The 22,140-nt window shown below is 60.4% G+C and carries 24 protein-coding genes, 5 pseudogenes and 1 other annotated feature; of the genes and pseudogenes, 14 read left to right on the top strand and 15 right to left on the bottom strand.

The genetic code is table 11. From position 1 onward, the window contains the following. Positions 1-59: 59 nt before the first annotated feature. Both istA (EI171_RS12165) and istB read left to right on the top strand, forming a co-directional pair. Positions 60-1,550, top strand: a pseudogene (gene istA / locus EI171_RS12165) (IS21 family transposase); the annotation flags it as partial. Positions 1,551-1,558: 8 nt separating this feature from the next. After that, a complete protein-coding gene (gene istB, locus EI171_RS12160; protein ID WP_039183785.1) occupies positions 1,559-2,422 on the top strand; it encodes an IS21-like element helper ATPase IstB in 864 nt (287 codons plus the stop codon). A gap of 203 nt (positions 2,423-2,625) precedes the next feature. On the opposite strand, the gene EI171_RS44710 is transcribed toward istB, so the two are convergent. Together EI171_RS44710 and EI171_RS12155 are read right to left on the bottom strand one after the other, a co-directional pair. Beyond that, the gene (locus tag EI171_RS44710) at positions 2,626-2,787 is read right to left on the bottom strand and encodes a hypothetical protein (protein ID WP_202633137.1); all 162 of its coding nucleotides are present in this window, start codon (positions 2,785-2,787) and stop codon (positions 2,626-2,628) included. Beyond that, a complete protein-coding gene (locus EI171_RS12155; RefSeq protein ID WP_161533442.1) occupies positions 2,788-3,006 on the bottom strand; it encodes a hypothetical protein in 219 nt (72 codons plus the stop codon). Positions 3,007-3,388: 382 nt separating this feature from the next. Between EI171_RS12155 and EI171_RS12150 the strand changes: the two genes are divergently transcribed. Together EI171_RS12150 and EI171_RS12145 are read left to right on the top strand one after the other, a co-directional pair. Then, positions 3,389-3,850 carry an Hsp20 family protein gene (locus tag EI171_RS12150; RefSeq protein ID WP_161533441.1) on the top strand — a complete coding sequence of 154 codons (462 nt, stop codon included), beginning with the start codon at positions 3,389-3,391 and terminating at the stop codon, positions 3,848-3,850. 83 nt (positions 3,851-3,933) lie between these two features. Beyond that, on the top strand, positions 3,934-4,425 hold the full coding sequence (locus EI171_RS12145) for an Hsp20/alpha crystallin family protein (protein WP_161533440.1): 492 nt from the start codon (positions 3,934-3,936) through the stop codon (positions 4,423-4,425). A gap of 222 nt (positions 4,426-4,647) precedes the next feature. On the opposite strand, the pseudogene EI171_RS12140 reads toward EI171_RS12145, so the two are convergent. The 4 genes and pseudogenes from EI171_RS12140 to EI171_RS12130 all read right to left on the bottom strand — a co-directional run. Continuing rightward, positions 4,648-4,818 (bottom strand): annotated as a pseudogene (locus EI171_RS12140) (transcription termination factor Rho); the annotation flags it as partial. Between the two features lie 161 nt (positions 4,819-4,979). Next, positions 4,980-5,590 (bottom strand): annotated as a pseudogene (locus EI171_RS12135) (cell envelope biogenesis protein TolA). A gap of 18 nt (positions 5,591-5,608) precedes the next feature. After that, positions 5,609-5,857, bottom strand: coding sequence for a hypothetical protein (locus EI171_RS44705; RefSeq protein WP_202633244.1), 249 nt, complete (start codon positions 5,855-5,857; stop codon positions 5,609-5,611). A 20-nt stretch (positions 5,858-5,877) separates the two neighbouring features. Then, positions 5,878-6,804: a Ku protein gene (locus EI171_RS12130; RefSeq protein ID WP_161536979.1), complete on the bottom strand. Its 927-nt coding sequence runs from the start codon at positions 6,802-6,804 to the stop codon at positions 5,878-5,880. Positions 6,805-6,950: 146 nt separating this feature from the next. On the opposite strand from EI171_RS12130, the gene EI171_RS12125 reads away from it, so the two are divergent. Together EI171_RS12125 and EI171_RS12120 are read left to right on the top strand one after the other, a co-directional pair. Beyond that, entirely contained in the window at positions 6,951-7,178 is a 228-nt protein-coding gene (locus EI171_RS12125) for a hypothetical protein (RefSeq protein ID WP_161533439.1), read from the top strand. Further along, positions 7,171-7,419, top strand: a complete 249-nt coding sequence (locus EI171_RS12120; protein WP_161533438.1) for a hypothetical protein — start codon at positions 7,171-7,173, stop codon at positions 7,417-7,419. The genes EI171_RS12125 and EI171_RS12120 overlap by 8 nt, the downstream gene beginning before the upstream one ends. A gap of 14 nt (positions 7,420-7,433) precedes the next feature. Here the strand turns inward: EI171_RS12120 and EI171_RS44700 are convergent, their stop codons facing one another. After that, the gene (locus EI171_RS44700; protein WP_202633136.1) at positions 7,434-7,601 is read right to left on the bottom strand and encodes a hypothetical protein; all 168 of its coding nucleotides are present in this window, start codon (positions 7,599-7,601) and stop codon (positions 7,434-7,436) included. Positions 7,602-8,535: 934 nt separating this feature from the next. Here EI171_RS44700 and EI171_RS12115 point away from each other — a divergent pair. From EI171_RS12115 to EI171_RS45625, 6 genes and pseudogenes are all read left to right on the top strand, one after another. Continuing rightward, positions 8,536-8,736 (top strand): hypothetical protein, encoded by a 201-nt coding sequence (locus EI171_RS12115; protein ID WP_011090410.1) that lies wholly within the window; start codon positions 8,536-8,538, stop codon positions 8,734-8,736. Between the two features lie 492 nt (positions 8,737-9,228). Further along, on the top strand, positions 9,229-9,438 hold the full coding sequence (locus EI171_RS12110; RefSeq protein ID WP_161533437.1) for a hypothetical protein: 210 nt from the start codon (positions 9,229-9,231) through the stop codon (positions 9,436-9,438). Between the two features lie 20 nt (positions 9,439-9,458). After that, positions 9,459-9,773: a PilZ domain-containing protein gene (locus EI171_RS12105; RefSeq protein ID WP_074077349.1), complete on the top strand. Its 315-nt coding sequence runs from the start codon at positions 9,459-9,461 to the stop codon at positions 9,771-9,773. Positions 9,774-9,813: 40 nt separating this feature from the next. Further along, positions 9,814-10,185, top strand: coding sequence for a transposase (locus EI171_RS12100; protein WP_039187448.1), 372 nt, complete (start codon positions 9,814-9,816; stop codon positions 10,183-10,185). Beyond that, positions 10,182-10,430, top strand: a pseudogene (gene tnpB / locus EI171_RS12095) (IS66 family insertion sequence element accessory protein TnpB); the annotation flags it as partial. The gene EI171_RS12100 and the pseudogene tnpB, both read left to right, overlap by 4 nt. After that, positions 10,355-10,714 carry a transposase gene (locus EI171_RS45625; protein ID WP_370141091.1) on the top strand — a complete coding sequence of 120 codons (360 nt, stop codon included), beginning with the start codon at positions 10,355-10,357 and terminating at the stop codon, positions 10,712-10,714. The pseudogene tnpB and the gene EI171_RS45625, both read left to right, overlap by 76 nt. Before the next feature lie 75 nt (positions 10,715-10,789). Here EI171_RS45625 and EI171_RS45620 read toward each other — a convergent pair whose 3' ends face one another. The 4 genes from EI171_RS45620 to EI171_RS12075 all read right to left on the bottom strand — a co-directional run bounded on the left by EI171_RS45620 (position 10,790) and on the right by EI171_RS12075 (position 13,771). After that, entirely contained in the window at positions 10,790-11,209 is a 420-nt protein-coding gene (locus EI171_RS45620; protein ID WP_231166643.1) for a hypothetical protein, read from the bottom strand. A 275-nt stretch (positions 11,210-11,484) separates the two neighbouring features. Further along, entirely contained in the window at positions 11,485-11,988 is a 504-nt protein-coding gene (locus EI171_RS12085; protein WP_131234270.1) for a hypothetical protein, read from the bottom strand. 106 nt (positions 11,989-12,094) lie between these two features. Further along, positions 12,095-12,277, bottom strand: coding sequence for a hypothetical protein (locus EI171_RS12080; RefSeq protein WP_074077354.1), 183 nt, complete (start codon positions 12,275-12,277; stop codon positions 12,095-12,097). A 262-nt stretch (positions 12,278-12,539) separates the two neighbouring features. Next, positions 12,540-13,771 (bottom strand): IS3 family transposase gene (locus EI171_RS12075; RefSeq protein WP_246740238.1). Its coding sequence is split into 2 segments (ribosomal slippage): positions 12,540-13,480 and positions 13,480-13,771, totalling 1,233 coding nucleotides; the frame shifts between segments, so codons are not numbered across the junction. Continuing rightward, positions 13,371-13,487 (bottom strand) — a sequence feature (AL1L pseudoknot). Its footprint overlaps the gene before it by 117 nt. 1,145 nt (positions 13,772-14,916) lie before the next feature. On the opposite strand from EI171_RS12075, the gene EI171_RS12070 reads away from it, so the two are divergent. Beyond that, positions 14,917-15,285, top strand: coding sequence for a hypothetical protein (locus EI171_RS12070; protein WP_161533436.1), 369 nt, complete (start codon positions 14,917-14,919; stop codon positions 15,283-15,285). Positions 15,286-15,581: 296 nt separating this feature from the next. Here the strand turns inward: EI171_RS12070 and EI171_RS12065 are convergent, their stop codons facing one another. The 4 genes and pseudogenes from EI171_RS12065 to istA (EI171_RS12050) form a co-directional block, all read right to left on the bottom strand. Next, positions 15,582-17,378 (bottom strand): NAD(P)/FAD-dependent oxidoreductase, encoded by a 1,797-nt coding sequence (locus EI171_RS12065; RefSeq protein ID WP_028176058.1) that lies wholly within the window; start codon positions 17,376-17,378, stop codon positions 15,582-15,584. A 317-nt stretch (positions 17,379-17,695) separates the two neighbouring features. Continuing rightward, on the bottom strand, positions 17,696-19,036 hold the full coding sequence (locus tag EI171_RS12060; RefSeq protein ID WP_028176057.1) for an adenylate/guanylate cyclase domain-containing protein: 1,341 nt from the start codon (positions 19,034-19,036) through the stop codon (positions 17,696-17,698). A 676-nt stretch (positions 19,037-19,712) separates the two neighbouring features. Continuing rightward, the gene (locus tag EI171_RS12055; protein WP_028176056.1) at positions 19,713-20,912 is read right to left on the bottom strand and encodes a transglycosylase SLT domain-containing protein; all 1,200 of its coding nucleotides are present in this window, start codon (positions 20,910-20,912) and stop codon (positions 19,713-19,715) included. A 126-nt stretch (positions 20,913-21,038) separates the two neighbouring features. Then, a pseudogene (gene istA / locus EI171_RS12050) lies at positions 21,039-21,656 on the bottom strand (IS21 family transposase); the annotation flags it as partial. A 61-nt stretch (positions 21,657-21,717) separates the two neighbouring features. Here istA (EI171_RS12050) and EI171_RS12045 point away from each other — a divergent pair. Continuing rightward, entirely contained in the window at positions 21,718-22,131 is a 414-nt protein-coding gene (locus EI171_RS12045) for a hypothetical protein (protein ID WP_161533435.1), read from the top strand. Positions 22,132-22,140 lie beyond the last annotated feature (9 nt).

Here is a 22,140-nt window from a genome sequence, read left to right as displayed (position 1 = left end):
GACCCCCTATAGGTTGGTCTGTTGCGCTGCCTGCTTTGGAATGAAGCAGGTGGTCGAGGATGCTGATCGTGGAGACGATTGCGCGGATTCGGCGCGAGCACTTCATCAAGGGCAAGACGATCAAGGAGATTGCCCGTGACCTGAAGGTGTCGCGGAACACGGTCCGGAAGGTGCTGAGGTCAGGAGAGACCTCCTTCGAGTACGAGCGGCAAGTGCAGCCGCGGCCAAAGCTGGGACGATGGGCAGTAGAGCTCGACGGACTGCTGGCGGCGAACGCGGCCAAACCGGCTCGTGAACAGCTGACGTTAATCCGGATCTTCGAAGAGCTGCGCAGCCGTGGCTATGACGGCGGCTACGATGCGGTGCGGCGTTACGCCAGGCGGTGGAGCAAGGAACGCGGGCAATCGACCGCGGCTGCTTATGTCCCGCTAAGCTTTGCCCCAGGCGAAGCCTACCAGTTCGACTGGAGCCACGAGGTGGTCTTGCTGAGCGGCACCACGGTGATGGTGAAGGCCGCCCATGTCCGGCTCTGTCACAGCCGCATGCTGTTCGTGCGGGCCTATCCGCGGGAGACGCAGGAGATGGTGTTCGACGCCCACGACCGGGCGTTCGCCCTGTTCAAAGGCACCTGCACCCGCGGCATCTACGACAACATGAAGACCGCCGTAGAGACGATCTTCGTCGGTAAAGGGCGTCTCTACAATCGCCGCTTCCTGCAGATGTGCAGCCACTATCTGGTCGATCCGGTCGCCTGCACGCCAGCGTCGGGCTGGGAGAAGGGGCAGGTCGAGAACCAGGTCGGGCTGGTCAGGGAACGCTTCTTCACGCCGCGGCTGCGGTTCAAAAACCTCGACGAGTTAAACGCCTGGCTGCTCGACAAATGCATCGCCTACGCCAAGGTTCATCGCCATCCGGAGCTGGTCGATCAGACGATCTGGGAAGTGTTCGAAGCCGAACGCCCCAAACTCGTTCCCTATGCCGGCCGCTTCGACGGCTTCCATGCGGTGACGGCATCGGTCTCGAAGACCTGCCTGGTGCGCTTCGACAACAACAAGTACTCGGTCGCAGCCAGCGCAGTCGGGCGACCGGTCGAGGTTCAAGCCTATGCCGATCGCATCGTGATCCGTCAGGATGGACGCATCGTTGCCGAGCACCCGCGATCCTTTGGCCGCGGCGATACCGTCTACGACCCCTGGCATTATGTGCCGGTGCTCGCCCGCAAACCCGGCGCCTTGCGCAACGGTGCTCCCTTCAAAGACTGGGTGCTGCCAGCCGCGATCGAGCGGATCCGGCGCAAGCTTGCCAGCACCGACGACGGCAATCGACAGATGGTCGACATCCTCAACGCGGTGCTGACTGACGGTCTGCCCGCGGTGGAAGCGGCCTGTGCCGAAGCGCTCAGTCACAGCGTCCATTCGGCCGATGTCGTTCTCAATATCCTGGCCCGTCAACGTGAACCCGCCCCACCGGCCAACATCATGACGCCGGCCGCACTGACGCTCCGTCATGCACCGATCGCCGATTGTGCCCGCTACGACAACCTCCGGAGGACCATCTGATGGAACGAACCCAAATCTTCGACCTCATGGGCGAACTCAAGCTCTACGGCATGAAGGCTGCCTTCGACGAGATCATGGCAACTGCCGTCAAGCGCCAGCACGAACCTCAGCGCATTGTCGGCGACCTGCTCAACGCCGAGATCAACGAGAAGCAAGCCAGGTCGATCAAATACCAGCTCACCATTGCCAAGCTTCCGCTTGCCAAGGACATCGCCGACTTCCAGTTCGACGGCACGCCGATCAATCAGACACTCGTCAATGATCTTGCTGGCGGCGGCTTCATCGCCCAACAACGCAACGTCGTGCTGGTTGGCGGCACCGGCACAGGCAAAACCCACCTGGCCATTGCCATCGCCAGAAGCTGCATCCGATCCGGTGCCCGCGGCCGCTTCTTCAACGTAGTCGACCTCGTCAATCGCCTCGAGACCGAGACCCGCAACGGACGGCAAGGACGGCTCGCCGAGCATCTGACCCGGATGGACTTCATTGTGCTGGATGAACTCGGCTATTTGCCCTTCGCCCAGTCCGGTGGCCAGCTTCTCTTCCACCTCGTCAGCCGGCTCTATGAGCGCGCCTCCGTCATCGTGACCACCAATCTCGCCTTCGGCGAATGGCCGAGCGTGTTCGGCGACGCCAAAATGACCACCGCGCTGCTCGATCGGTTGACCCATCACTGTGACATCGTCGAGACCGGCAATGACAGCTGGCGCTTCAAAAGCCGCGACGACGATCACGCCACCCGCGCTCGTCTCGTCTCCGCTATCCCGGCCAGCTCCAACGAGCCGAGCGCTACCGTCAAACCGCGGCGCACGAAGGGGTCAAAATTGGACGCCGATGAGGGGTCAAATTTACAGGCCGATTGACATTTGAGGGGGCGGGAGCGCGATCGGTCTCTCAGTCACCGACAGATGCCACAGGGCCGTGCGGCGATAGCGTAAGTAGTTGCTTGATGGGTTCCGGAGTCGAGTTAAATCGGAACCGGCTGTCGCTTCCGGACGCTAGGCGGACCGGGGCAGCGCGCTGAGCGGAACGCCGTCCGACACCCGCCAATGAGAGGACATCCCGCTCACGCCGCGAACCGAGCCGGAAGGACGCCCTGAAGCTGGTCCAGCAGCCGCTGCTCGCGCTCGATCCGGCTCCGATAGAGTTCGCGCTCGCTTTCGGTTTTGGCGCTCGCCAACAGCAAGCGATAGTGTCCGATGACCTTTTCGCTGCCGCGGATCGTCACTCATCGCTCCGCCCCCATCATTGCGGAATCCTGGCCTGTCGGAAGCGCGAATGCGACGGGGAATTCGGCAGCCAGAGCATCGAGCGCGGTCTGCTCCTCGGCGAGGCGCCGTTCGATGAACTGACGTTCCAGCTCCGATAGCCTAGTCCGAAGCAGGCGTCGGTAGCGGTGGATGTTGTTGCGGTGCGCACGAATGCGGGCAAAGTCTTCGTCGAGCATCGTCGTCACTCCTGACGGTCGTCACGGTCCTTCGGTGCTTAGAAAAGCGGGAAAGAGAATTTCCCGACGCAAAAATATTCGGGGCGATACCGGAGTCAAGATTCCGGCGGCGGTCGAACGCCCAAATCCTTGGCCGATCATTCCCAAACGGCTTTTGCGGTGCCGCAATGGCCGACAGCTCTGCACCGACCGAGCGTCGCATAGATTTTTTTCGATCCGCCTATTGAAACGACTTCTCGTTTTTCTAAATCATTTTTCGCCGCGAGAGCGGTGTGCCGGGCGCCTTCACGGGCCCGGCGCGGGCGCCGGGCTGGGTATCAGACCCGCTCTGACTCCTGCCTTGCGCTCCTTGTATCCATCTTGCTCTTTGGAGGACTTGGTTATGAGGGCCACCTTTGACCTCGCGCCCCTGTGGCGCTCCACCATCGGCTTCGACCATCTGGCCGATCTCGTCGACAGCACGCTCCGCCAGGCGAGCGAAGACCACTATCCCCCGTACAACATCGAACGCACCAGCGAGGACCACTACCGGATCTCGCTCGCCGTCGCCGGCTTCGGAGCCGACGACATCGCCGTGACGGCCGAGCAGAACGCGCTCACGATCGAGGGCAGGAAGCCCGAGGAAGCGGCCGGCGAATACCTGTACCGGGGCATCGCCGCGCGTCCTTTCCGGCGTGCGTTCAACCTCGCCGACTACGTTCAGGTGAAGGAGGCCTCCTTCCGCGACGGACTGCTGATTATCGATCTCGTCCGCGAGGTGCCGGAAGCCATGAAGCCGCGCCGGATCCAGATCGGAGGCGGCGCCTCTCCCGCCTCGCAGATCGAGCAGAAGAAGGCGGCCTGACGCCTGATCGAGGTTCGACAGCGGAACGCGGCGCGCGCAAGCGTGGCCGCGCTCCCTGACCCCTGCAACGAAGGAGAAAAACCATGGCAGTTCGTGATCTCATTCCCTGGTCGCGAAACCAGGAGCTCGCGCCGGCGCGCGGCACCCACGATCCGTTCATGACGCTGCATCGCGAAATGAACCGGCTGTTCGACGACGTCTTCCGCGGCTTCGGCGGCACAAGCCTGTCGCCGCATATGGAAGGGCAATTCAGCTGGCCAAAGATCGAGCTCAGCGAGACCGAGAAGGCACTCACGATCTCCGCCGAGCTTCCCGGCATGACGGAGAACGACGTCCAGATCGAAATCGCGAACGGGGTGCTGACCATCCGCGGCGAGAAGAAGAGCGAGCGCAAGGACGAAGGCAGATACTTCACCGAGCGCTACTACGGCTCGTTCCAGCGGCAGATCGCACTCGAGGACGTCGCGGAGGACAAGGCCGAGGCCTCGTTCAAGAACGGCGTCCTGACGATCTCGCTACCGAAGTCAGAGAACCCGCGCGCGGGCGTCAAGCGCATCGCGATCAACACGCAGTAAAGACCATCACGGGCGGCGGTCGCCGCCGCCCAAACTCACCGAAACCCGTCCCGACGAAAGGAGCGTAAAGGGAGGCCATCGATGACCAACGCCAACACGAACACCGGCAATCTCAATCCATTCTTCCGTCCGGCAGCGCACTATGCGTCTCCGGAGGACGTCCTGAACGACGACGAACTCTCCATACCGGAGAAGCGGGTGCAGGTGAGACCTTAACGGGTTCTTACTATCCCCAGTGCGGTCGAGGATCAGCTCCGAGTTACCGGTGCCCTTGAACTCTTCGAAGATGACTTCGTCCATGCGGCTGCCGGTATCGACCAGCGCGGTCGCGATGATGGTCAGCGAGCCGCCCTCCTCAATGTTGCGGGCGGCACCGAAGGAGCGCTTCGATCGAGCAGCCCTGGGCCGCCGCGCAGCGGAGGTCCGCATGATGCTCACGCAGGCTGTCGTGACGATGGTTCTACTCGGGCATGCTTCGGCGACGTTGGCCGTTCCGCTCATCGCTTTTATGAGCAAGTTGGGAGACCGCAGTGAGCGTAGGCGACACTCTGGCGCTATTCCCGCGCCTGCCGGAGGGCGGCTTCCAACTTTTCCTTCCGCTTCTCCCAGCGGACCTCCTCCTCCTCAGCTCGCTTTTCGAAAGCCGCGCGCTCTGCTTCGATGGTGGCCGCTTTAGCGTCGTGCTCGGCCTTCGCATCATGTAGAGCGGCCTGAGCCTTCGCGACCGCCCTCTCCCGCCGCTCCCGCTCCTGGCCATGGCAGCCTCATCTCGCCGGCGATCGACCTCGCGGCGCTTCTGCTCCTTCTCGAAATCGGCGGCGGTCTTTTGGGCTTCCCGCTCGCTGATCTTGGGAGCGGTTCGCTTCGCTGGCTTAGGCCGACGCTTTTCACGCTGCGTTCCGTTCTCGCCGGACCCCAGGTCGGACGGGAGATCGGAGTGCTCGGCGAAGCGTCCCTTCGATCCGGCGGGACGCTTGAGGACCACGCCCGGTTTCGACATCGTCGCGGCGACTATGTCCGGATCGTCTGTCTCCTTGGCGGCGCCCTGGTGAAAGAGGTTGCTGCCCGCTCCCCAGGCTTCCAGCGCCGCTTTCATCGACGGCGCCGCGATCGCCAGATCGTAGAAGCCCAGCGAGGTCTGAAACGTCTTGAGCTTCCTTGCCATGAAGCGTGCTGGCCTCGCCTAGCGCCGGCGCGCCACCCAGACCCCGAGCAGAAACGCGACGAAGAGCGACTGCAGCGGGGCCTTCACGGTCACCTCGCGCAACTGGTCGGCCCAGCGCATCGCCATTTCCGATTGAGGTGAGCGTCTTCGAAATTCTCGCGGCTGCGCCGGGCTGCTCGGCCTGGCTTCCGAAGCCTGCTCGATGCCGCCTTGAGCGTTCGTCAGCCCGGAGGCTTCCGTCATTGCCGAGGCTTCCTTCATATCCATGCGACCCTCCTACGATGGCGTCAGGCCGACTTCCGCTGCGGCCTGGAAGACGGCTTCTTCGCGGCCCCCTCCTTTGGCTTCTTGCCCTCGATCGGCATCAGCATCTCGCGCTGTCCTGCCGCCGCCTTCTTCGGCTTCTTGGCGGCCTTTTTGGGCGCCTTGGTCTCTGCCGCAGCACCCCCTACGCTCCGGCGCAGCGCCTCCATCAAGTCGACGACGTTAGTCGCAGCGGGACGCTCCTTCGGCATGATCGGCTTGCCGGCGCGCTTCTTATTGATGAGGTCGATCAAGGCGGTTTCGTAGTGGTCCTCGAACTTCTCGGGCTCGAACCGACCCGCCTTCTGGTTCACGATGTGCCTGGCGAGATCGAGCATGTCCTTCGTCACTTTGACGTCCTGGATCTCGTCGAAATACTCCTGCTCGGATCGCACCTCGTAAGGGTAGCGCAGCAGCGTGCCGACGAGGCCCTTGTCGAGAGGCTCGAGGGCGATGATGTGCTCGCGGTTGGTCAGCACCACGCGGCCGATCGCGACCTTGTCCATCTTGCGGATAGTCTCCCGGATCACGGCGAAGGCGTCGTGCCCGACCTTGCCGTCGGGTCGCAGGTAATAGGGGCGGATCAGGTAGCGCGGGTCGATATCCGCCTTGTCGACGAACTCGTCGATCTCGATGGTCCGCGTCGACTCCAGCGCGACCTCCTCGAGCTCCTCCTTCGTCACCTCGATATACTGGCCCTTGTCGAGTTCGTAGCCTTTGACGATGTCCTCGCTCGGGACTTCCTCGCCGGTGTCGGCGTCGACCTTGAGGTATTTGATCCGGTGGCCGGTCGCCCGGTTGAGCTGGTTGAAGCCGATCTTCTCGCTCTCCGAGGTGGCGGGATAAAGCGCGACCGGACAGGTGACGAGGGACAGACGTAGAAAACCCTTCCAGTTGGCGCGCGGGGCTATGAATTCGATACTCCGGATACGTAGTGGCCTGGATTCAAGACGATCATGTGGGCCCGGTTCCGACACGTACATACGATCTTCCGACGATTCCCTCCGCCTCCGCCCGCACCCTTGACTTGATATGAACAAATAGAGAACAATGGGCCATGTCCGCAGCCCCCGAAGCCACAACCAAGGTCGCCGACCTGGACGTCGCTGCGGACCAGGCCATAGCCACCTGCGGCGGCGACGCGAGGGAAGCGGTGAAGGCGCTCCTGGTCGCGAACGACTTTCTGGAGCAACAGCTCGAGGCGCTCCGGACGAAGGTGTCTACCGGCTACGCCCGCGGACGGCTCCCACCGGCTCGGGAACGCAAGGACGAGGCAGATGGCTGAAGTGACCTACTACGTCGCTCTACCGTTCGTTTTCTCCGACGACGGCGTGGCCGCCGGCGAGGCGACGGAGTGCTTCAGCGCCAATGCCGCGGTCGTGCGGGCCGAGGCGCTGTCGCGCAAGCCTGGACACGCCGGTGCCGTAGCGTTCAGCCGCAGCGGGGACCCCGCGACCGGGGACTTCGGCGACGCGAAGCTGATCCGGAAGTTCGGGGACGTGCCGGACGATCTGAGCGCACTCTGACCGACGGAAAAGCATCACTCGTCACTCCGACCGACGACATCTCCCGGTTCTAGCAAGCTCAGTGCGGTCTCGATCTGCGCGAGCATCCTTTCGATTTCCTCGCGCTCGTTCGGCCCGGGATCGCTCTCCAGTTGCGCCAGGAGCCGTTTCTTCCGCGCAAGCAACTTCGCGACGGTCGACATGGCGCCCTCCCCATGTTCTGCAGCGGCATCTTTCAAAGAAGTTGGTGCGCCGGCGACGATCCTGCCAGTGCTGTCGCCGGCAACGGATGGCCCACCGCAGGCTGGATGGCCACAAACCGCTGCATCGGACTAACTGACGCGATGGGCCATAAGGCGACGTAGGCTAGTTCACGCGCGAGCGTCGACCAGTCGGCACGCCCTTAGCCTCACGGCGTCCGGGCGACTGAAGCTGATATACTTTGGCCTAATTTTTTTGGGTTCAGCAAACATCCTTTACCGATTGCGGCGACCCTATATTTTCCGGGTCGGCACCGATCAGTTTGATTACGCGGAGCGAGCGCTGGTTCATTTCACCGTGGACAATTACATCGATCTAAACGGGGTTATCAGACACGAAGGTCACCGCACGTTGCATGGGAAATATGATGACGCGGAATTTGACAGCTTCGTCGATGTTGCGACAGGACGGAACAATCCCGATGTCGGGAACTGGAATCTAGCAAAGAGTAAGTTTGAAGGCCTGCTCCGATCGATCCTCATAGAGAATTTTTTCCGGAATGACGTCAAGCATCGGTTGGCACTTACGTGCTTCTTGCTTTAGCATTCTGCGGATACGGCCTGCTTCTTATTCCGAGCTTCGACTGAGGTCATTCGCGTCACGATAAGGGGTGTGACGTAAGAGCCCTCGCATGCGCAGCGCCAATTCGGCACCTTCGCGCTTCGCACCGGGATCGCCATAGGGCTGATCCAGCGCGCTCAAGGTGGGATAGCACCGTAGACTTTGCCACGGCATCAGGCCCAGCGCTTCGATCCGGCAATGATTCGCGGCTAACAGTTGCACATTTACAACCCGCACAGTCATTTGAGATACTAAGCTCGTCGATTGAGACGACCAAAACATATTTCATTCAATAAGATTAGCGGGGGACAAAAGGTGTTTGATGTCTATCGCAATGACAAGCGCGACTTGCTCGTTCTAAGTACAGGCTCTGCCGTACCCGTGCTTTACTCTGCACATAAGTGGCGCAAGAGCAGAAAAAGAGTTTTCAAAGTCAGCGCCGAGATCAGGCTGGCCGTTCAGAGCCAAGGCTATTACGTCCGCCGCTTGCGCGTTACCGATAAGGGATTGATGTAGGTCGAGTGCGTCAGCATCACCCCCGACCAAGCGCCATCCTCGCGCCCTACCGCGTGGTCAACTGCTATGCCCCGTGCCTGCGTAGTGCCGGATGATCCGGTAAATCGATGCTTGCCGAAATTCGATCACTTATTTTCTGCAACTTGGATACTTCAATACCGACCGCGCGCAACCTGATAAACTTTCGTTAACCACTTAGGCGTGAAACTAAAACACGGATTTCTACTGCGTATCGGGCAGCCGTGATTATCACGGCAACTCTAGTCGGAGTTGGTCTGTTCGACCGTTGTCTCGCGTGAAGCTATATTTTTTTCATCGTTTTTTTGATCGCTTTCGACAAAGCAACGTCATTGCGGCAGTAATTGCCGACCGCAAAAGAGATTTGCGACAATGTCTTCGGTCCTTAGATTTCAGCGGCCTCGCAAATTGAAATCTGGGACAAGTCCCTCAGACCAGAGACTGCCCGACGTTTTAGCGAACGTCGCCGCTCTGTTGTCGCAGGTTGAAGTTCTAAAAATTAAGACAGCAGATGACGCCCGCCAGGCCATTTTTCTTCTTGAACTCGCGAATACTCGCATCCGACTGATCGTCGGGCAGACCAATTTGGATGAAGAGGTCAGAAAGGCGCTACTTGCTCATTCTGCGATGATCGATATGCGCCTTGGAGCCGCGCGCAGGGACGCATCTATTTTGAAAAGTTGATTGAAGCATTGGAATTTCAGATGATTGGAAATAATCGAAAGACAAATCGCGTTCGGTTTGACCACAAACATATCGTTAGGATCATGGGAGCCGATGGGACATGGCAGCGAAGGTGTCATCTTCTCGACGCGTCTGAAAGCGGTGCCAAACTTGAGGTTGAAGGCTCAACCGATCCTCTAAAGGCACAAGAATTTTTCCTCGTTCTATCCACCACAGGTCTGGCATTTCGGCGATGCGAACTGATTTGGGTCGATGGATCTCAGGTCGGAATTCATTTCGTCACCGCGCGGACAAAGGGTAAGCCCCCGGTGACGGCCACCTTGCGTCGGCAGTGAGGCTTCGCGAAGCCATAGGACTAGTCCTGGAGCTAGTCCTATGGCCAAAGCGGAAGTGGAAGTGATCACGTCGGAGCGGCGACGGCGGCATTGGTCGCGGGCTGACAAGGAGCGCATCGTCGCTGCAGCGTTGCAGCCGGGTGCAACGATCCTGGGCGTGGCGCGCGCGTTTGGTGTGCATTCCAGCCAGGTGTTCCGCTGGCGCCAGCAGCTGTGCGGCGAGGAGACTGCCGTGCCCGGCTTCGCCGCTGTGACGATTGCAGCCGATCCCGATCTTCACGCAGCGGCAGCTCCGCCTCAGGGGCTGATCGAAGTCGAGATCGGGACTGAGACCAAGATCCGGATCAGCGGCGCGGCGGATGCCGCGACGGTGACGGCGGTGATCACGGCGCTCCGGGCGGGTTCGCGATGACGATCCCGATCCCCTCCGGCACACAGGTCTGGCTGGCGAGCGGCCATACCGACATGCGCAAGGGCTTCGACGGCCTGGCGCTGCTGGTCCAGGAGACCTTGAAGCGCGATCCGCATGGCGGCCATCTGTTCGTGTTCCGCGGCCGCAGCGGCGGGCTGATCAAGGTGCTGTGGCACGACGGCCAGGGCATGTGCCTGTTCGCCAAGCGGCTGGAGCGCGGCCGCTTCATCTGGCCACAGGCTGTGGACGGAGCCGTGACGATCACGCCGGCCCAGCTCGGCTATCTGCTCGAAGGCATGCGCGCAGCCGCCCGCTGGTCGATGAGCTTCATACCTTCCTGCACGAGCGCCGCGCCAAGCTCTCCGGCAAGAGCGAGACCGCCAAGGCGATCGACTACAGCCTCAAGCGCTGGGAGGTGTTCACGCGCTTCATCGACGATGGCCGGCTGTGCATGAGCGAAGGCGTTACAGCGGCCGTTGCCGGATGGCGCGCTCAAGATTGTGATGCGTGGAGCGGAGAAGGAAGTTAAGGCGGCGGGCTGAACGGGAACAACTGGTTGGCGATCTCGTCGCTGCGCCATCCAACCGCGCCAGCCCAGCCTCAATCACGACGATGTCTTCCTCGATCTGTCGAATAGTGCTCGTGCAGTCGATCCCGGTACATGAATTGAGATCTGCGATAAGTTTGCGGCGCTGTGTCCGAAGCTCATCAAGAGCGGCTTGGTCTCTGAGGGAAACGTAACGGAAGCAGACCATCGATTGTTCGCACCAGTGGCCAAACACTGCGCTTTCCCGACCATGGCCTCTAAGTTGTCCGGATCGAGGCGCAGCGCACTATCGAATAGGTCCTTCGCCTGATCATTTTGGATCTTCGACTGCGGCCCGTAGAGCTTTGCCCAGCCGCGCATCGCGAAGTCCATGGCGTCTGGATTCCTCGACCGGTCCACTTCACTGCGACGGCTTTCGGCCTGGATCAGTTCAATGTTCAGCGAGCGGGCGAGCCGCGCTGTGATCTCGTCCTGCAAGGCGGCGAGGTTCGTACGATCGCCGTCGAAACGATCGGACCATACGTCCCGACCGCTCGCGATATCCGTAAGTGATACGTTGGCCCGGACCTGATCCCCGTTGCGTCGCACCGCGCCCTGGACTGCCCAGCGGACGCCAAGGTCCTTGCCGAGCGTCCTGAAGTCGATCTGCTTGTTCTTGTATGTAAAGGCCGTTCCGCGTCCGATAGCCGCAACGGCCTGCGCGAGGCGCGCCTACTTCGGAGCTTATTAAGCCGTAGGGCTTGGCACTGGCTTCATCCGCCTTTTTCGGCCGGATGGTGAGCTGTCATATAGGATGTCGCAATCGTCAGAAGATGGACGGCAGCGGTGCCAAGTTGCTGCATTTCTTGATCGATCGCGTATGTGCCCGCGGCGCGGTGATATGCCATTGCTACAGTGGCGTAGGCGTCGGTGATGAATATTGCCAAATGGTCTTCGCCGTCATTTCCCCGTTGGCTGCGCCGCTTCACAACCTCAAGGGCAGCTTCAGCGGTGGCTCTGGCAATCTGCGCATCCTCCGAAAGCGGCTCTATGACCGGACGGCAACCGGCGGATGCTCCTTCTATCGCCTCATAAAATCGCCGCTTGCGAGCCTCATCTGCCGATAAATAACTTCGAAGAAAGCGCTGCGTTCGGCCAACGACGTATTGCCGATCCTCTTGGATTGTTTTCCGTCTTGGGTCAGTTTTAATCCAGCCAAACACGCTCGGATCTCGCTGAGTTGTTGGTTCAGTCAGTGATGGAGTTTTCCATGTCATCGCGCGTCTTTGGCCAGACTTGCCTGACCAAATTCCCGTCGCACTGAAAGCGGTGCAGCCCTGAGAGTTGATCCGATCTGGCGGACGCCATTCACATGAGGCAGAGTTAGCGAGCCGACCGCCCCGGATCGACCGGGGTAATCTGCAGGCCCGCCTCATTCAGAGCTTCGATAATCTGCTTCCCTAGGAGCTTGGCTTCTTCAATTCCACATTGCGCGTCAGGATGTCCTTTGAAGAAATCAGAAATCGCGGTGGCAATAATGGAGTTTATTTGGTGTGGATCATCCATTTTGCTGCAACCACCGGCCTCGGCCACAAACAGGCAAGGACACTTTAGACTTGCGGGGCATTAGCGTAAGCCAAAGAACGAAAGAATGGCCGCGATCACAACGATCAGTCCTATCAAGTAAATGAGACCGTTCATCGCATTTCTCCTCAAACGGGGTCGGCCCCAAACCTCTACGTCACGGCCGCGGGTTCTTTTTTGGAGCTGGCGTGTTCAAGGCCCGCCATGAACCGCCCCGGGTTTGCCGGAGGCCATTTGGTTTAAGTTATGCCGCCATGGCGGGTTGTTCCAGCATGGCGTAGTAGCGTTGCTCTGCTTCGGCCGGCGGTATGTTGCCGATGGGCTCAAGGAGCCTTCGGTTGTTGAACCAATCGACCCATTCCAGGGTAGCGAACTCGACGGCTTCGAAGCTGCGCCATGGCCCACGCCGATGTATCACCTCGGCCTTGTAGAGACCGTTGATGGTTTCGGCGAGAGCATTGTCATAGGAATCTCCAACGCTGCCGACGGAGGGCTCCACGCCTGCTTCAGCCAGGCGCTCGGTATATTTGATCGAGACGTATTGGCTACCCCTGTCGCTATGGTGCACGAGGCCGCCGCGATGGACCGGCCGTCGATCGTGCAGTGCCTGCTCCAGAGCATCGAGCACGAAGCCTGCATGCGCCGTGCGCGAGGCTCGCCAGCCCACGATCCTGCGGGCATAGGCGTCGATCACAAAGGCGACGTAGACAAAGCCGGTCCAGGTCGCGACATAGGTGAAGTCGGAGAGCCAGAGAACGTTCGGCCTTGTCGCCTTGAACTGGCGGTTGACGTGATCCAGCGGGCATGGCGCAGCCTTGTCGCTGATCGTAGTCTTGACGGATTTGCCGCGGATCACCCCTTGCAAACCCATGTCCCGCATCAATCGCGAGACTGTGCAACGGGCAACATCGAAGCCTTCGCGCTTGAGCTGACGCCACACCTTGCGCGCGCCATAGACGGAGAAGTTCTCCTCGAACACACGCCGAACCTCGATCTTCAGCCTGGCATCCTGCTTGGCGCGTACCGACAACTTGGCCGGATCGCGCCGCTTGGCCACATGGGCGTGGTAGGTCGAGGGGGCGATCGGCAACACCTTGCAGATCGGCTCGACCCCATGCGCCCCACGATGATCGTCGATGAAGGCGATCATGGCTTGGACCGGCGGTCGAGCTCCGCCATCGCAAAATAGGCGCTTGCCTTGCGCAGGATCTCGTTGGCCTGCCGAAGCTCGCGGTTCTCCCGTTCGAGCGCCTTCAGCTTCTCGGCCATCTCGGTTGGAACGCCGGCCCGCTGCCCGCTATCGACCTCGGCCTTCTTGACCCAGTCATGCAGCGTCTGCGGCGTGCAGCCGATCTTGGCCGCGATCGACGTCACTGCCGCCCAGCGCGACGGGTGCTCGCCGGCGTGATCCAGAACCATCCGAACCGCTCGGGTCCGGACCTCGGCTGAAAACTTGTTCGTTGTCTTGCTCGTCATGGCTCCATCCTCTCAGGAGTTGGAGCCTCCGGCAAACCCGGGGCGGTTCACCAGCCTTTCGAGTTCAACTTCCTTCTGTATGGCGGCTAACGAGTTACCCATCTTATCGACGATCCTGACTAAATCAGGAGCGGAGATGCCAAGCCGCTTTCGAACAGACTTTACCTGCTTCGCGTCTGCAAGATTGAGCGTTGTGCGAATAGGACGCGACGGTTTTACTAGCGACATAGCCGGCCTCCTTAGTTGTTCAAGCGCGAGCCGGCCTTGTTGTTCCAAGCTTGCTCTCGTGGGTACGCAGCGCCTGAGCCCAACCAGAGCTGGCTAACCGGCATCGCTCCAAATGCCTCGTGGAAATAAATCCGCACTCGAGCGTGAGTTGTCGGCCAACCGTCCCGCTAAGTGATTAGCCCACCAAGCTTATTTCGAACGCAAACCAGACCGATCCTATTGAGCTCGCCAAAAATCCACGCCGAACCAGTAAAAAATCTCTGAGTGAGAGTCGACGCCCCTCGACTTGGAGTCTCGCCTGTTCGCGGACCTTCTCGTAGCCTGGTGCACTGCCCCGATCAGGGCGCCATTGCAGGGGGATAGGCAGCGTAGCGAGGGCCGCCATAGTGCCCGCACCTCGCCGGACCAGTTCTTCAATCTGGGTCTTGGCTATCCCTGCGACAAGCGACAGGTGATCGTCGCTGCGCCGCCTCGACGCACAGGGCTCACGCCACCGGCAGATTTCACAGTGCTCGATCGGGTCGGGATAGAGACCGCTATGCGAAGGCGAAGCCGCAAAGGTCTCGAGGCTTCGCCTGATGCGCCGATAGAACGCTGCAAAATCAGCCATGCGATACGCCTCCGGCAAGTATTGCGTCCCCGGCGTCACAACGTGGGCCTTCTCCGGGGGCCTCTGCTGCATCTTCGCCAACAAGTCCGAGTTAAAGACTGAGTTGCAGGACCGTGTTGCCTTTGGTCTCGCGCGCTAACTTGGCGTCCGTGACTTCGTAAGACCCAAGCGCCCAAGCCGCTTGGTATCTCGACCCGACGCAGCACATCGGCGCGACCACTCCAATGTCCATCCTGTAATGCCGCTTGGACGATCACTGCGTCGCCGCGGACCATCGCCTAGCGACGGAGCCGCCCTGCTCGGCAAGATGGTCGACGAAGCCCCGCTCGTGGATCTTGCCGCGCTCTGTCAGCGCATCGAGAGTTGGGTCATCGCGGACCCTTGGCCTCGCCAGCTCGCCTTGCGCGACCTTGAGATCGAGGTACGTAAGGTAACGACAATTCAGGTGCCCGACCAAGTCGCCTGCGCTGAAGACGATCGCCGCGCCGTTCTTTTGCATCTATTCCCCCGCGACTGCTGCCGGGACCTAAGGGACACGGCTTTCGCAGCAACGATACCGGCCTTCAGACGGGCGCAAAAGGCCTTCGGAAGTAGAACACGCAAAGCGAAAGAAGCCGGCTGCGAGCCGAGTATCGACAGAAACAGCCGCGCCTTCACCCATCCGATCTTTATGTGACAATTGGGTTTTCGGACCACCGGAGCCCGCAAAGCAAACAAGGCGAGATAAGCCACAATGCGCACATCAGTTGTTATGGAAGAAGTCGGCCATAGACCGACCTCAAACTAGACACCGGGCCGAAATCTATCTTGATCTCCGCCTTGCATTGCCGGCTCAACCGGTCGACGCGACACAGGCGCTAAAGCTGGCGCAGCGGACCAGTGGATCTTCGATGCGGGGTCCGCACGAGCTTGTCAGGCCCATGCGGCAATGGGCCACGCCAAACCGCGAACCCAACCATGTGCTACGAAGCTTTATGCCTTGTGATGAACGGGCTGCAGGCCATAGACCGGGGTCGGAACGCCCTCATAGCGAGCTTTCAACTGTAGGGACAGGAATTGCGAGTAGTGACGCGACTGGTGCAGGTTACCGCCGTGGAACCATAACCCTTCCTGCTGCGTCGGCTTCCACATGTTGCGCTGTTCGCCTTCCCATGGGCCGGGATCCTTGGTGGTATTCGAGCCTAGTCCCCAGACCTTGCCGACCTTGTCGGCCATGTCCCGGCTGATCAGGTCGGCGACAAAGCCGTTCATCGAACTGTAGCCGGTGGCGTAGACGATCACATCGGCGGGCAGCTCCTTCCCGTCGTAGAGTCTGACACCATTGGGCGTGATTTCCTCGACCTGGCCTGCGACCAACTTGACCTTTCCGTCGATGATGAGCTGCGAGGCGCCAACGTCGATGTAGTAGCCCGAGCCGCGACGCAAGTACTTCATGAACAGACCGGAATCGTCGTCGCCGAAGTCGAGCCGAAAACCGGCTCTCGTCAACCCTGCATAGAAATCGGCGTCATCCTGGCGGATCTTGTCATAAACCGGCTTCTGCAACTGATGCAGGATCTTGTAGGGCAGCGAAGCGAAGATCAGATCGGCCTTGGCTGTCGTCATTCCACCGCGGACCGCGCGCTCTGAATAGAGGTCCGCGATGGATGCCATCAGCGAATCCGAGCGCACGATATGGGTGGTCGAGCGCTGCACCATGGTCACGTCGACGCCGGCCTCGTACAGCGCGGCGCAGATGTCATGTGCCGAATTGTTCGAGCCGATCACGACGACCTTCTTGCCCTTGTAGCGATCGGGACCTGGGTGGCGCGAGGAATGGTGCTGTTCACCCTTGAAGGTGTCCATACCCTTGAATTGCGGCATGTTCGGCTTGGCGGACATGCCGGTCGCGAAAACCAGCTGCTTCGGCTTGAGCGTAATCTCCTTGCCATCGCGCTCGACGACAACCGTCCATTCCTTTTTGGCGTCGTCCCAGTCAGCGTGTTTGGCCGTGGTGCCGGTCCAGTAGTTCAGCTCCATGACCTTGGTGTACATCTCCAGCCAGTCGCCGATCTTGTCCTTGGGCGAAAACACCGGCCAGTTCTTCGGAAAGTCGATGTACGGCAAATGATCGTACCAGACCGGATCATGCAGGCAGAGCGACTTGTAGCGGTTGCGCCAGGAGTCGCCGGGACGGGCGTTCTTCTCGACGATGATGGTGGGCACGCCGAGCTGGCGCAACCGCGCGCCGAGTGCGATGCCACCCTGACCGCCGCCGATGATGAGCACGTACGGCTGCGTCTTAAGGCCGAGCTGCTCGGTTTCCTCGTCCCGCAATTCCTTCCATGTTTTGGCGCCGGGATTGACGCCATGGCGGGCACCAAGCGGCCGGGTGAAGCCCGCCTTTTCCTCGTGACCTTTCAGTTCGACCATCGTCGTCAAAAGCGTCCAGATCTGGCCGTTCTGGAGACGGACTAGACCGTAGCCGCGCGCGACCTCGGTCTCGAACGTGATCCAGCATTCGATTACGCCGTCGGCTTCAGTAGCGCTTTCCGCGTCGGCTATTTTCCAATTGCGTGGCTTTGCTTGTGCCAAGCAGGAGTTGAGCATCTCGCGGATCTGATCGCGACCTTCCATGGTCTTGATGTTCCAGGTGAAGGCAACGAGGTCGCGCCAGTAGCACTCGGGTGCGAACATCGCTACGGCGGCGTCCAGGTCGCCCGCCACAAGCGCCGCTTCGAATTTGTCGAGAAAGGCCTGGATGCGCGCGTTAAGCGTGGTGTCGAGCATCATTTCCTCCCAAGAAGCTTTTTGATCTTTCCGCAATTGTTGCAAGCTTATCCGAACGATCGGCCGAAACCAGACTCGCGCGGATCAACTTTTTCGCAGCGCTTCTGATCGGATAGCGGCACCTTGCCGCGGTGCGTCAGTCCGCAAATTGCTCATGTTTCGTGGTCGCTTTGCCGAAAATTTGTCAGCAAGCGGATGATAGGACCCACTCTTTTGCGAACTGCCGGTCCGACCGAATGTCCGCTTTGCGCGAGGACCCGCCATCCGGCCAAGTCGCTTGTTGACCCGAAGCAGGTGCTTTCCGCAACCGACAAGGCCTAACGTGCACATTCTTGAACTGCGAAAAGCCGCCAGCGGCCGGGGACGCCCTTGAGAGTATGAGAACCCCGGTCCGAGCATTCTACTCTTGAGCCAGCGATCAGGTCCTTCACGGTGCTGGAAAGAAGTATCTCGCCAGGATCAGCGCGGGCTGCCACGCGCGCACCGATGTGCACAGCGATGCCAGCCACGTCGTCGCCTTCAATTACGCACTCGCCAGTATGAATACCGCAGCGGATCGCCAACCCCAAACTGCCAACCACGTCCCTGACCGCGCGCGCGCATTTGATCGCGCGCGCCGGGCCGTCGAAGGTTGCGAACACACCATCGCCGGCAGTGTTCACGACGCGACCGCCGAGACGCGCGACTTCCTTGCTAACGAGCTGATGATAGTTGTCGACCAGGTCGCGCCAACGTGAGTCTCCGATCTCCGTGGCGCGCTGGGTCGACTGGACAACATCAATGAAGAGGACCGTTGCGAGAACGCGGTCCGCCTCCAACATCGGAGTTTCGCCCGTCAGAAATTCTTGGATCTCTGCAAGCAGCGAATCGGCATCGCCGATCCAGAGCATGTGATCGTCGCCGGGCAGCTCGACGAACTTTGCACCCGGGATCTGCCCGGCCATGTAGCGAGCGCCCTCGCAAGGCTGCAATCGATCGCCTCTCCTGTGGAGGATCAAGGTAGGCACCCTGATCGTCGGAAGGATCGCGCGAATGTCGACCTCGACATTCATCCGATAGAGCGTGATGCCGGCGCCTGGGCTGGCGGCTATGCGCATGAACTGGGCCCACCATTGACGCACCCGTTCGTCATTGGCAGCACTGGGGGCCAGCGTCTTGAGGCCGATCGGTGTTCCCCAATGCTTTTCGTAAGCATTGAAGGCGGCTTCGTGCTGCTCACGTGTGGGGCCCCACGGATAGTCGTCGGTGCGAATCCACTTGGCGTAAGCGCCGTACATGATCAGTGCGGCGGTGCGCCCGGGATAGGTCGCGGCAAACAGCGTCGAAAGCGGCCCCCCCTCAGAGATGCCGAAGATGACGGCGCGATTTGAACCTGCTGCGTCCATGACCGCGCGGATATCATCCATCCGCATTTCGAGGGTGGGCAGCGCGCTCTCCGCGACGCGGTCCGACAGGCCCGTGCCGCGCTTGTCAAAGACGATGAGGCGACTGAAAGAGGCCAAACGGTTGAGGAACCTGGCTAATGCGGGATCTTCCCATTGGTACTCAAGATGAGAAATCCAGCCATGAACCAGCACCAAGTCGATGGGCCCATCACCAACGACTTGGTAGGCGATGTGAACGTCGCCGCTCTTGGCGTAGTGGGTTGCAGGGACCATAGCCTGGTACCCGTCGGATTACGTCATTGTCGCCCACGACAACTACACTGCGCAAGTCCACGGCGGAGGATCAATGCGTCAATACGGCTTCCCTGATGCGCCTGCCCAAGATCAATCAGGCTTCGCCTTCTGGTCCTTAGCCGTTGTCGACTATCTCGCCAGATGTCCGCTTCGCGTCCACGAGCGGATTCGCAAGTGAGATGTTATGAAAGAAGTCGGTCGATGGCCGACGTCCCTTTTGATGCGTTTAGCGGATCTGAAAACATTTGGGTCGCACGTCAGCGATGGGCCAGAAGGGAGGGCCGCTCTTGGGCGCAAAGCGGACACAAGGCGAGATCTGCATGTCGCCGAAGGGCCGATAGTGTTGCAAAAGTCGAAAGCTGAACGACGCCGAAAATCTCGCAAAAGCTGATTTTAGCCAGCTCCACCACTGCAATGCTCCGTAGCGCCCATACGAAGCTCCGTGGTCGTTTTTGTGGGAAACGATGTGGTCCCTCATATCGCCGCGTGCGAAGCGCAAGCAGACATCGGCACCTGATCGATCACCTCGCTAGCGCGCAGCAGGAACGACCCGAGCGCGTCGTTGACGACGTAAAGTGCATCCGCGCGACCAGCGGCGGTGAGGCCCCGCTCGGCCCGCGGGTGCGGCAACTCCTGCCAAACACTCAACGGAAATTTACTGGTGCGCCCGCTCGGCATCGGCGGTGGCGGTGGTCATGTATTTCGAATAGAAATGAGCAACCCGCTCGCGCCACATTCCGACGAACGCCTCCGACGTTAGCTTCTCCACCGATTTCCACGCCTCTTTGACGGCCGGAAGCGTATTGCGCCAGATCGCGCGCCTGCACCATTTTTCGCCCTTCTCCCTGCCTTCGCTGGTGGCGCACATCGATTTCCAGGCTATGCGCTTGGGTTGGCTGAGGTGCTCCGCGGCGCCCTCCCAGCCCTGCTGATGGATCAGGTAGAGATCGTTCAAGTCCGGCTCCCTGTGCGTCACCCACTGAAACAGAATGCCTTCGATGATGACCTTGTAGGCTGCCGCAACGGCATTATCGCGGGGATTGAGAATGTCTCCGGAGCCGAATTTGCCGAACTCGTATTTGCTCAGCTGGAACAGTCCGATATACGACCCGGTGCGTTGCTTGGGGTCGAAACCGGACTCGACCTTAGCCACCGCCTTCATGAAAGTGAAATCCAGACCGAAAGCGTCGGACGCGCGTTTGATCTCTTCCACCGGCGTTCCGACCGGGATGTCCTTGAACGAACGCAAGACGATCGCAGCCGGCTTCTCGGCAGGCGGCAGTTCGGACCAGACATAACAAATGAGATACCGAAAATCCTGCGGCCCCGAGTTGGAGGAACCGCCGGATGCACCACACCTTGTCGGCGCCGGTTGGGCGACATCACGGTGGCCCAAGCCCACCGATTCCTGCACAGGCGGTAAATCGGCCGACAGCATCTGCGACGGATCGGGCAACGCGACGATCGATTCCGGCTTATCCGATACCGCCGTCGTGTCGGTGGTCGTCCCTGCCGCGGGTTCGGCGGCCGTCGCCACTTCGGTGCTAGCGACAGTGGCGTTCGCGACAACGGTGTTTGCGACAACGGCGTTGGCCATTGCGATTGCCTGCGGTTCATCCGCGAGCCGAGCGGTGGCGGCGAGAGATGCTGCGCGGTCCTCGATTGGCACTGCGCGGGCGTTCTCGGTGCCGGCCGAACCGAAGCCAGCCAGCCAGCCAACGATCCCCCCCGCGAGAACGACCGTCCCGCAAAACGTTGGCGCCACTATCGCAAATCGCCGCGGGTTCATGATGCCGTCGCCTCCATAGGCTCCGCCGGAGCCGTGTAGAAAAGCCAAGCATGCGAAGAGGCTCATTCTTGGGATCAATGTGGGTCGCGCAATGGCGCAAACGGCCGCTCGTCAATTTCTCCAAAACATGTTGCCCGATTGCAACGCGCCGATCACAAGCAATTGCGCCCGTCTCAACGGCAACTCCCACCGTATTGTCTCGACCGCGGTCTTCATGTTGTCGTAGATGCCGCGACTGCAGGTGCCCTTGAACAGCGCGAACGCCCGGTCGTGGGCGTCGAACACCATCTCCTGCGTCTCCCGCGGATAGGCCCGCACGAACAGCATGCGGCTGTGGCAGAGCCGGACGTGGGCGACCTTCACCATCACCGTGGTGCCGCTCAACAGCACCACCTCGTGGCTCCAGTCAAACTGATAGGCCTCGCCTGGCGCAAAGCTCAGCGGCACATAGGCTGATGCTGTCGAGGCGCCGCGCTCCCGGCTCCAGCGTCGCGCGTAGCGACGAACCGCGTCATAGCCGCCGACATAGCCCTGGCCGCGAAGCTCTTCGAACAACCGGATCAGCGTCAGCCGTTCCCGCGCCGCCTTGCTCTCATTTGCCGCCAGCAGCCGGTCAAGCTCAGAACTCCACGGCCCCATCTTCGGGAGCGGCTGCGTCTCGCGTTCGTACCGGAACTCAGTTGCTTGAGAACGGATAACCTTGCGGACCACCTTCCGCGACACGCCGAGTTCTCTGCAGATCGCCTTGATCGGGCGACCATCAACAAAATAGGCGCGACGGATCTTGGCAATCGTCTCCACCACCAGCATCCCAACCTCGGCTTCCATGACCCAATGGAAGCCACTGTGGACCCTTGACCCGGGGTCCCGATTGGATGCCGATCACCCCGAATACGGGGTCCTTATTCCACGCCGAAACACACATTACTGCGATCGTGAGATCGCTGAGATTCTCAATCAGAACGGATGGCGCACATGGGAGGCAAAGCCGTTCAATCTGAAGAAGATCGCCTTCATTCGAGGTGCCTACAAACTGGCGAGTCGATACGATCGACTGCGCCACTGTGGTATGCTCACGACGCGCGAGGTCGCAGCGAGGTTTGGCATTGCCAAGACCACCGTGCAGGAGTGGGGCCGTCAGGGGCTCATCAAACAGTGCTACGCTGACAGCCTTAACCGTGGACTGTGGGAGATCCCATCAAATACGACTATCCTTAAAGGCCGCGGCGGCCGCCGCTCCCGCAAACCACAAACAACATCTACCACCGCGCAACTGTCAGGATGAGGTGCAATA

Origin of the sequence: Bradyrhizobium sp. LCT2 (genome assembly GCF_009931255.1) — a bacterium.
In the GTDB taxonomy this organism is placed as follows: domain Bacteria; phylum Pseudomonadota; class Alphaproteobacteria; order Rhizobiales; family Xanthobacteraceae; genus Bradyrhizobium; species Bradyrhizobium diazoefficiens.
The sequence above is the reverse complement of the archived record's forward strand: the minus strand, read 5'-3'. Positions and strand labels throughout refer to the sequence as shown.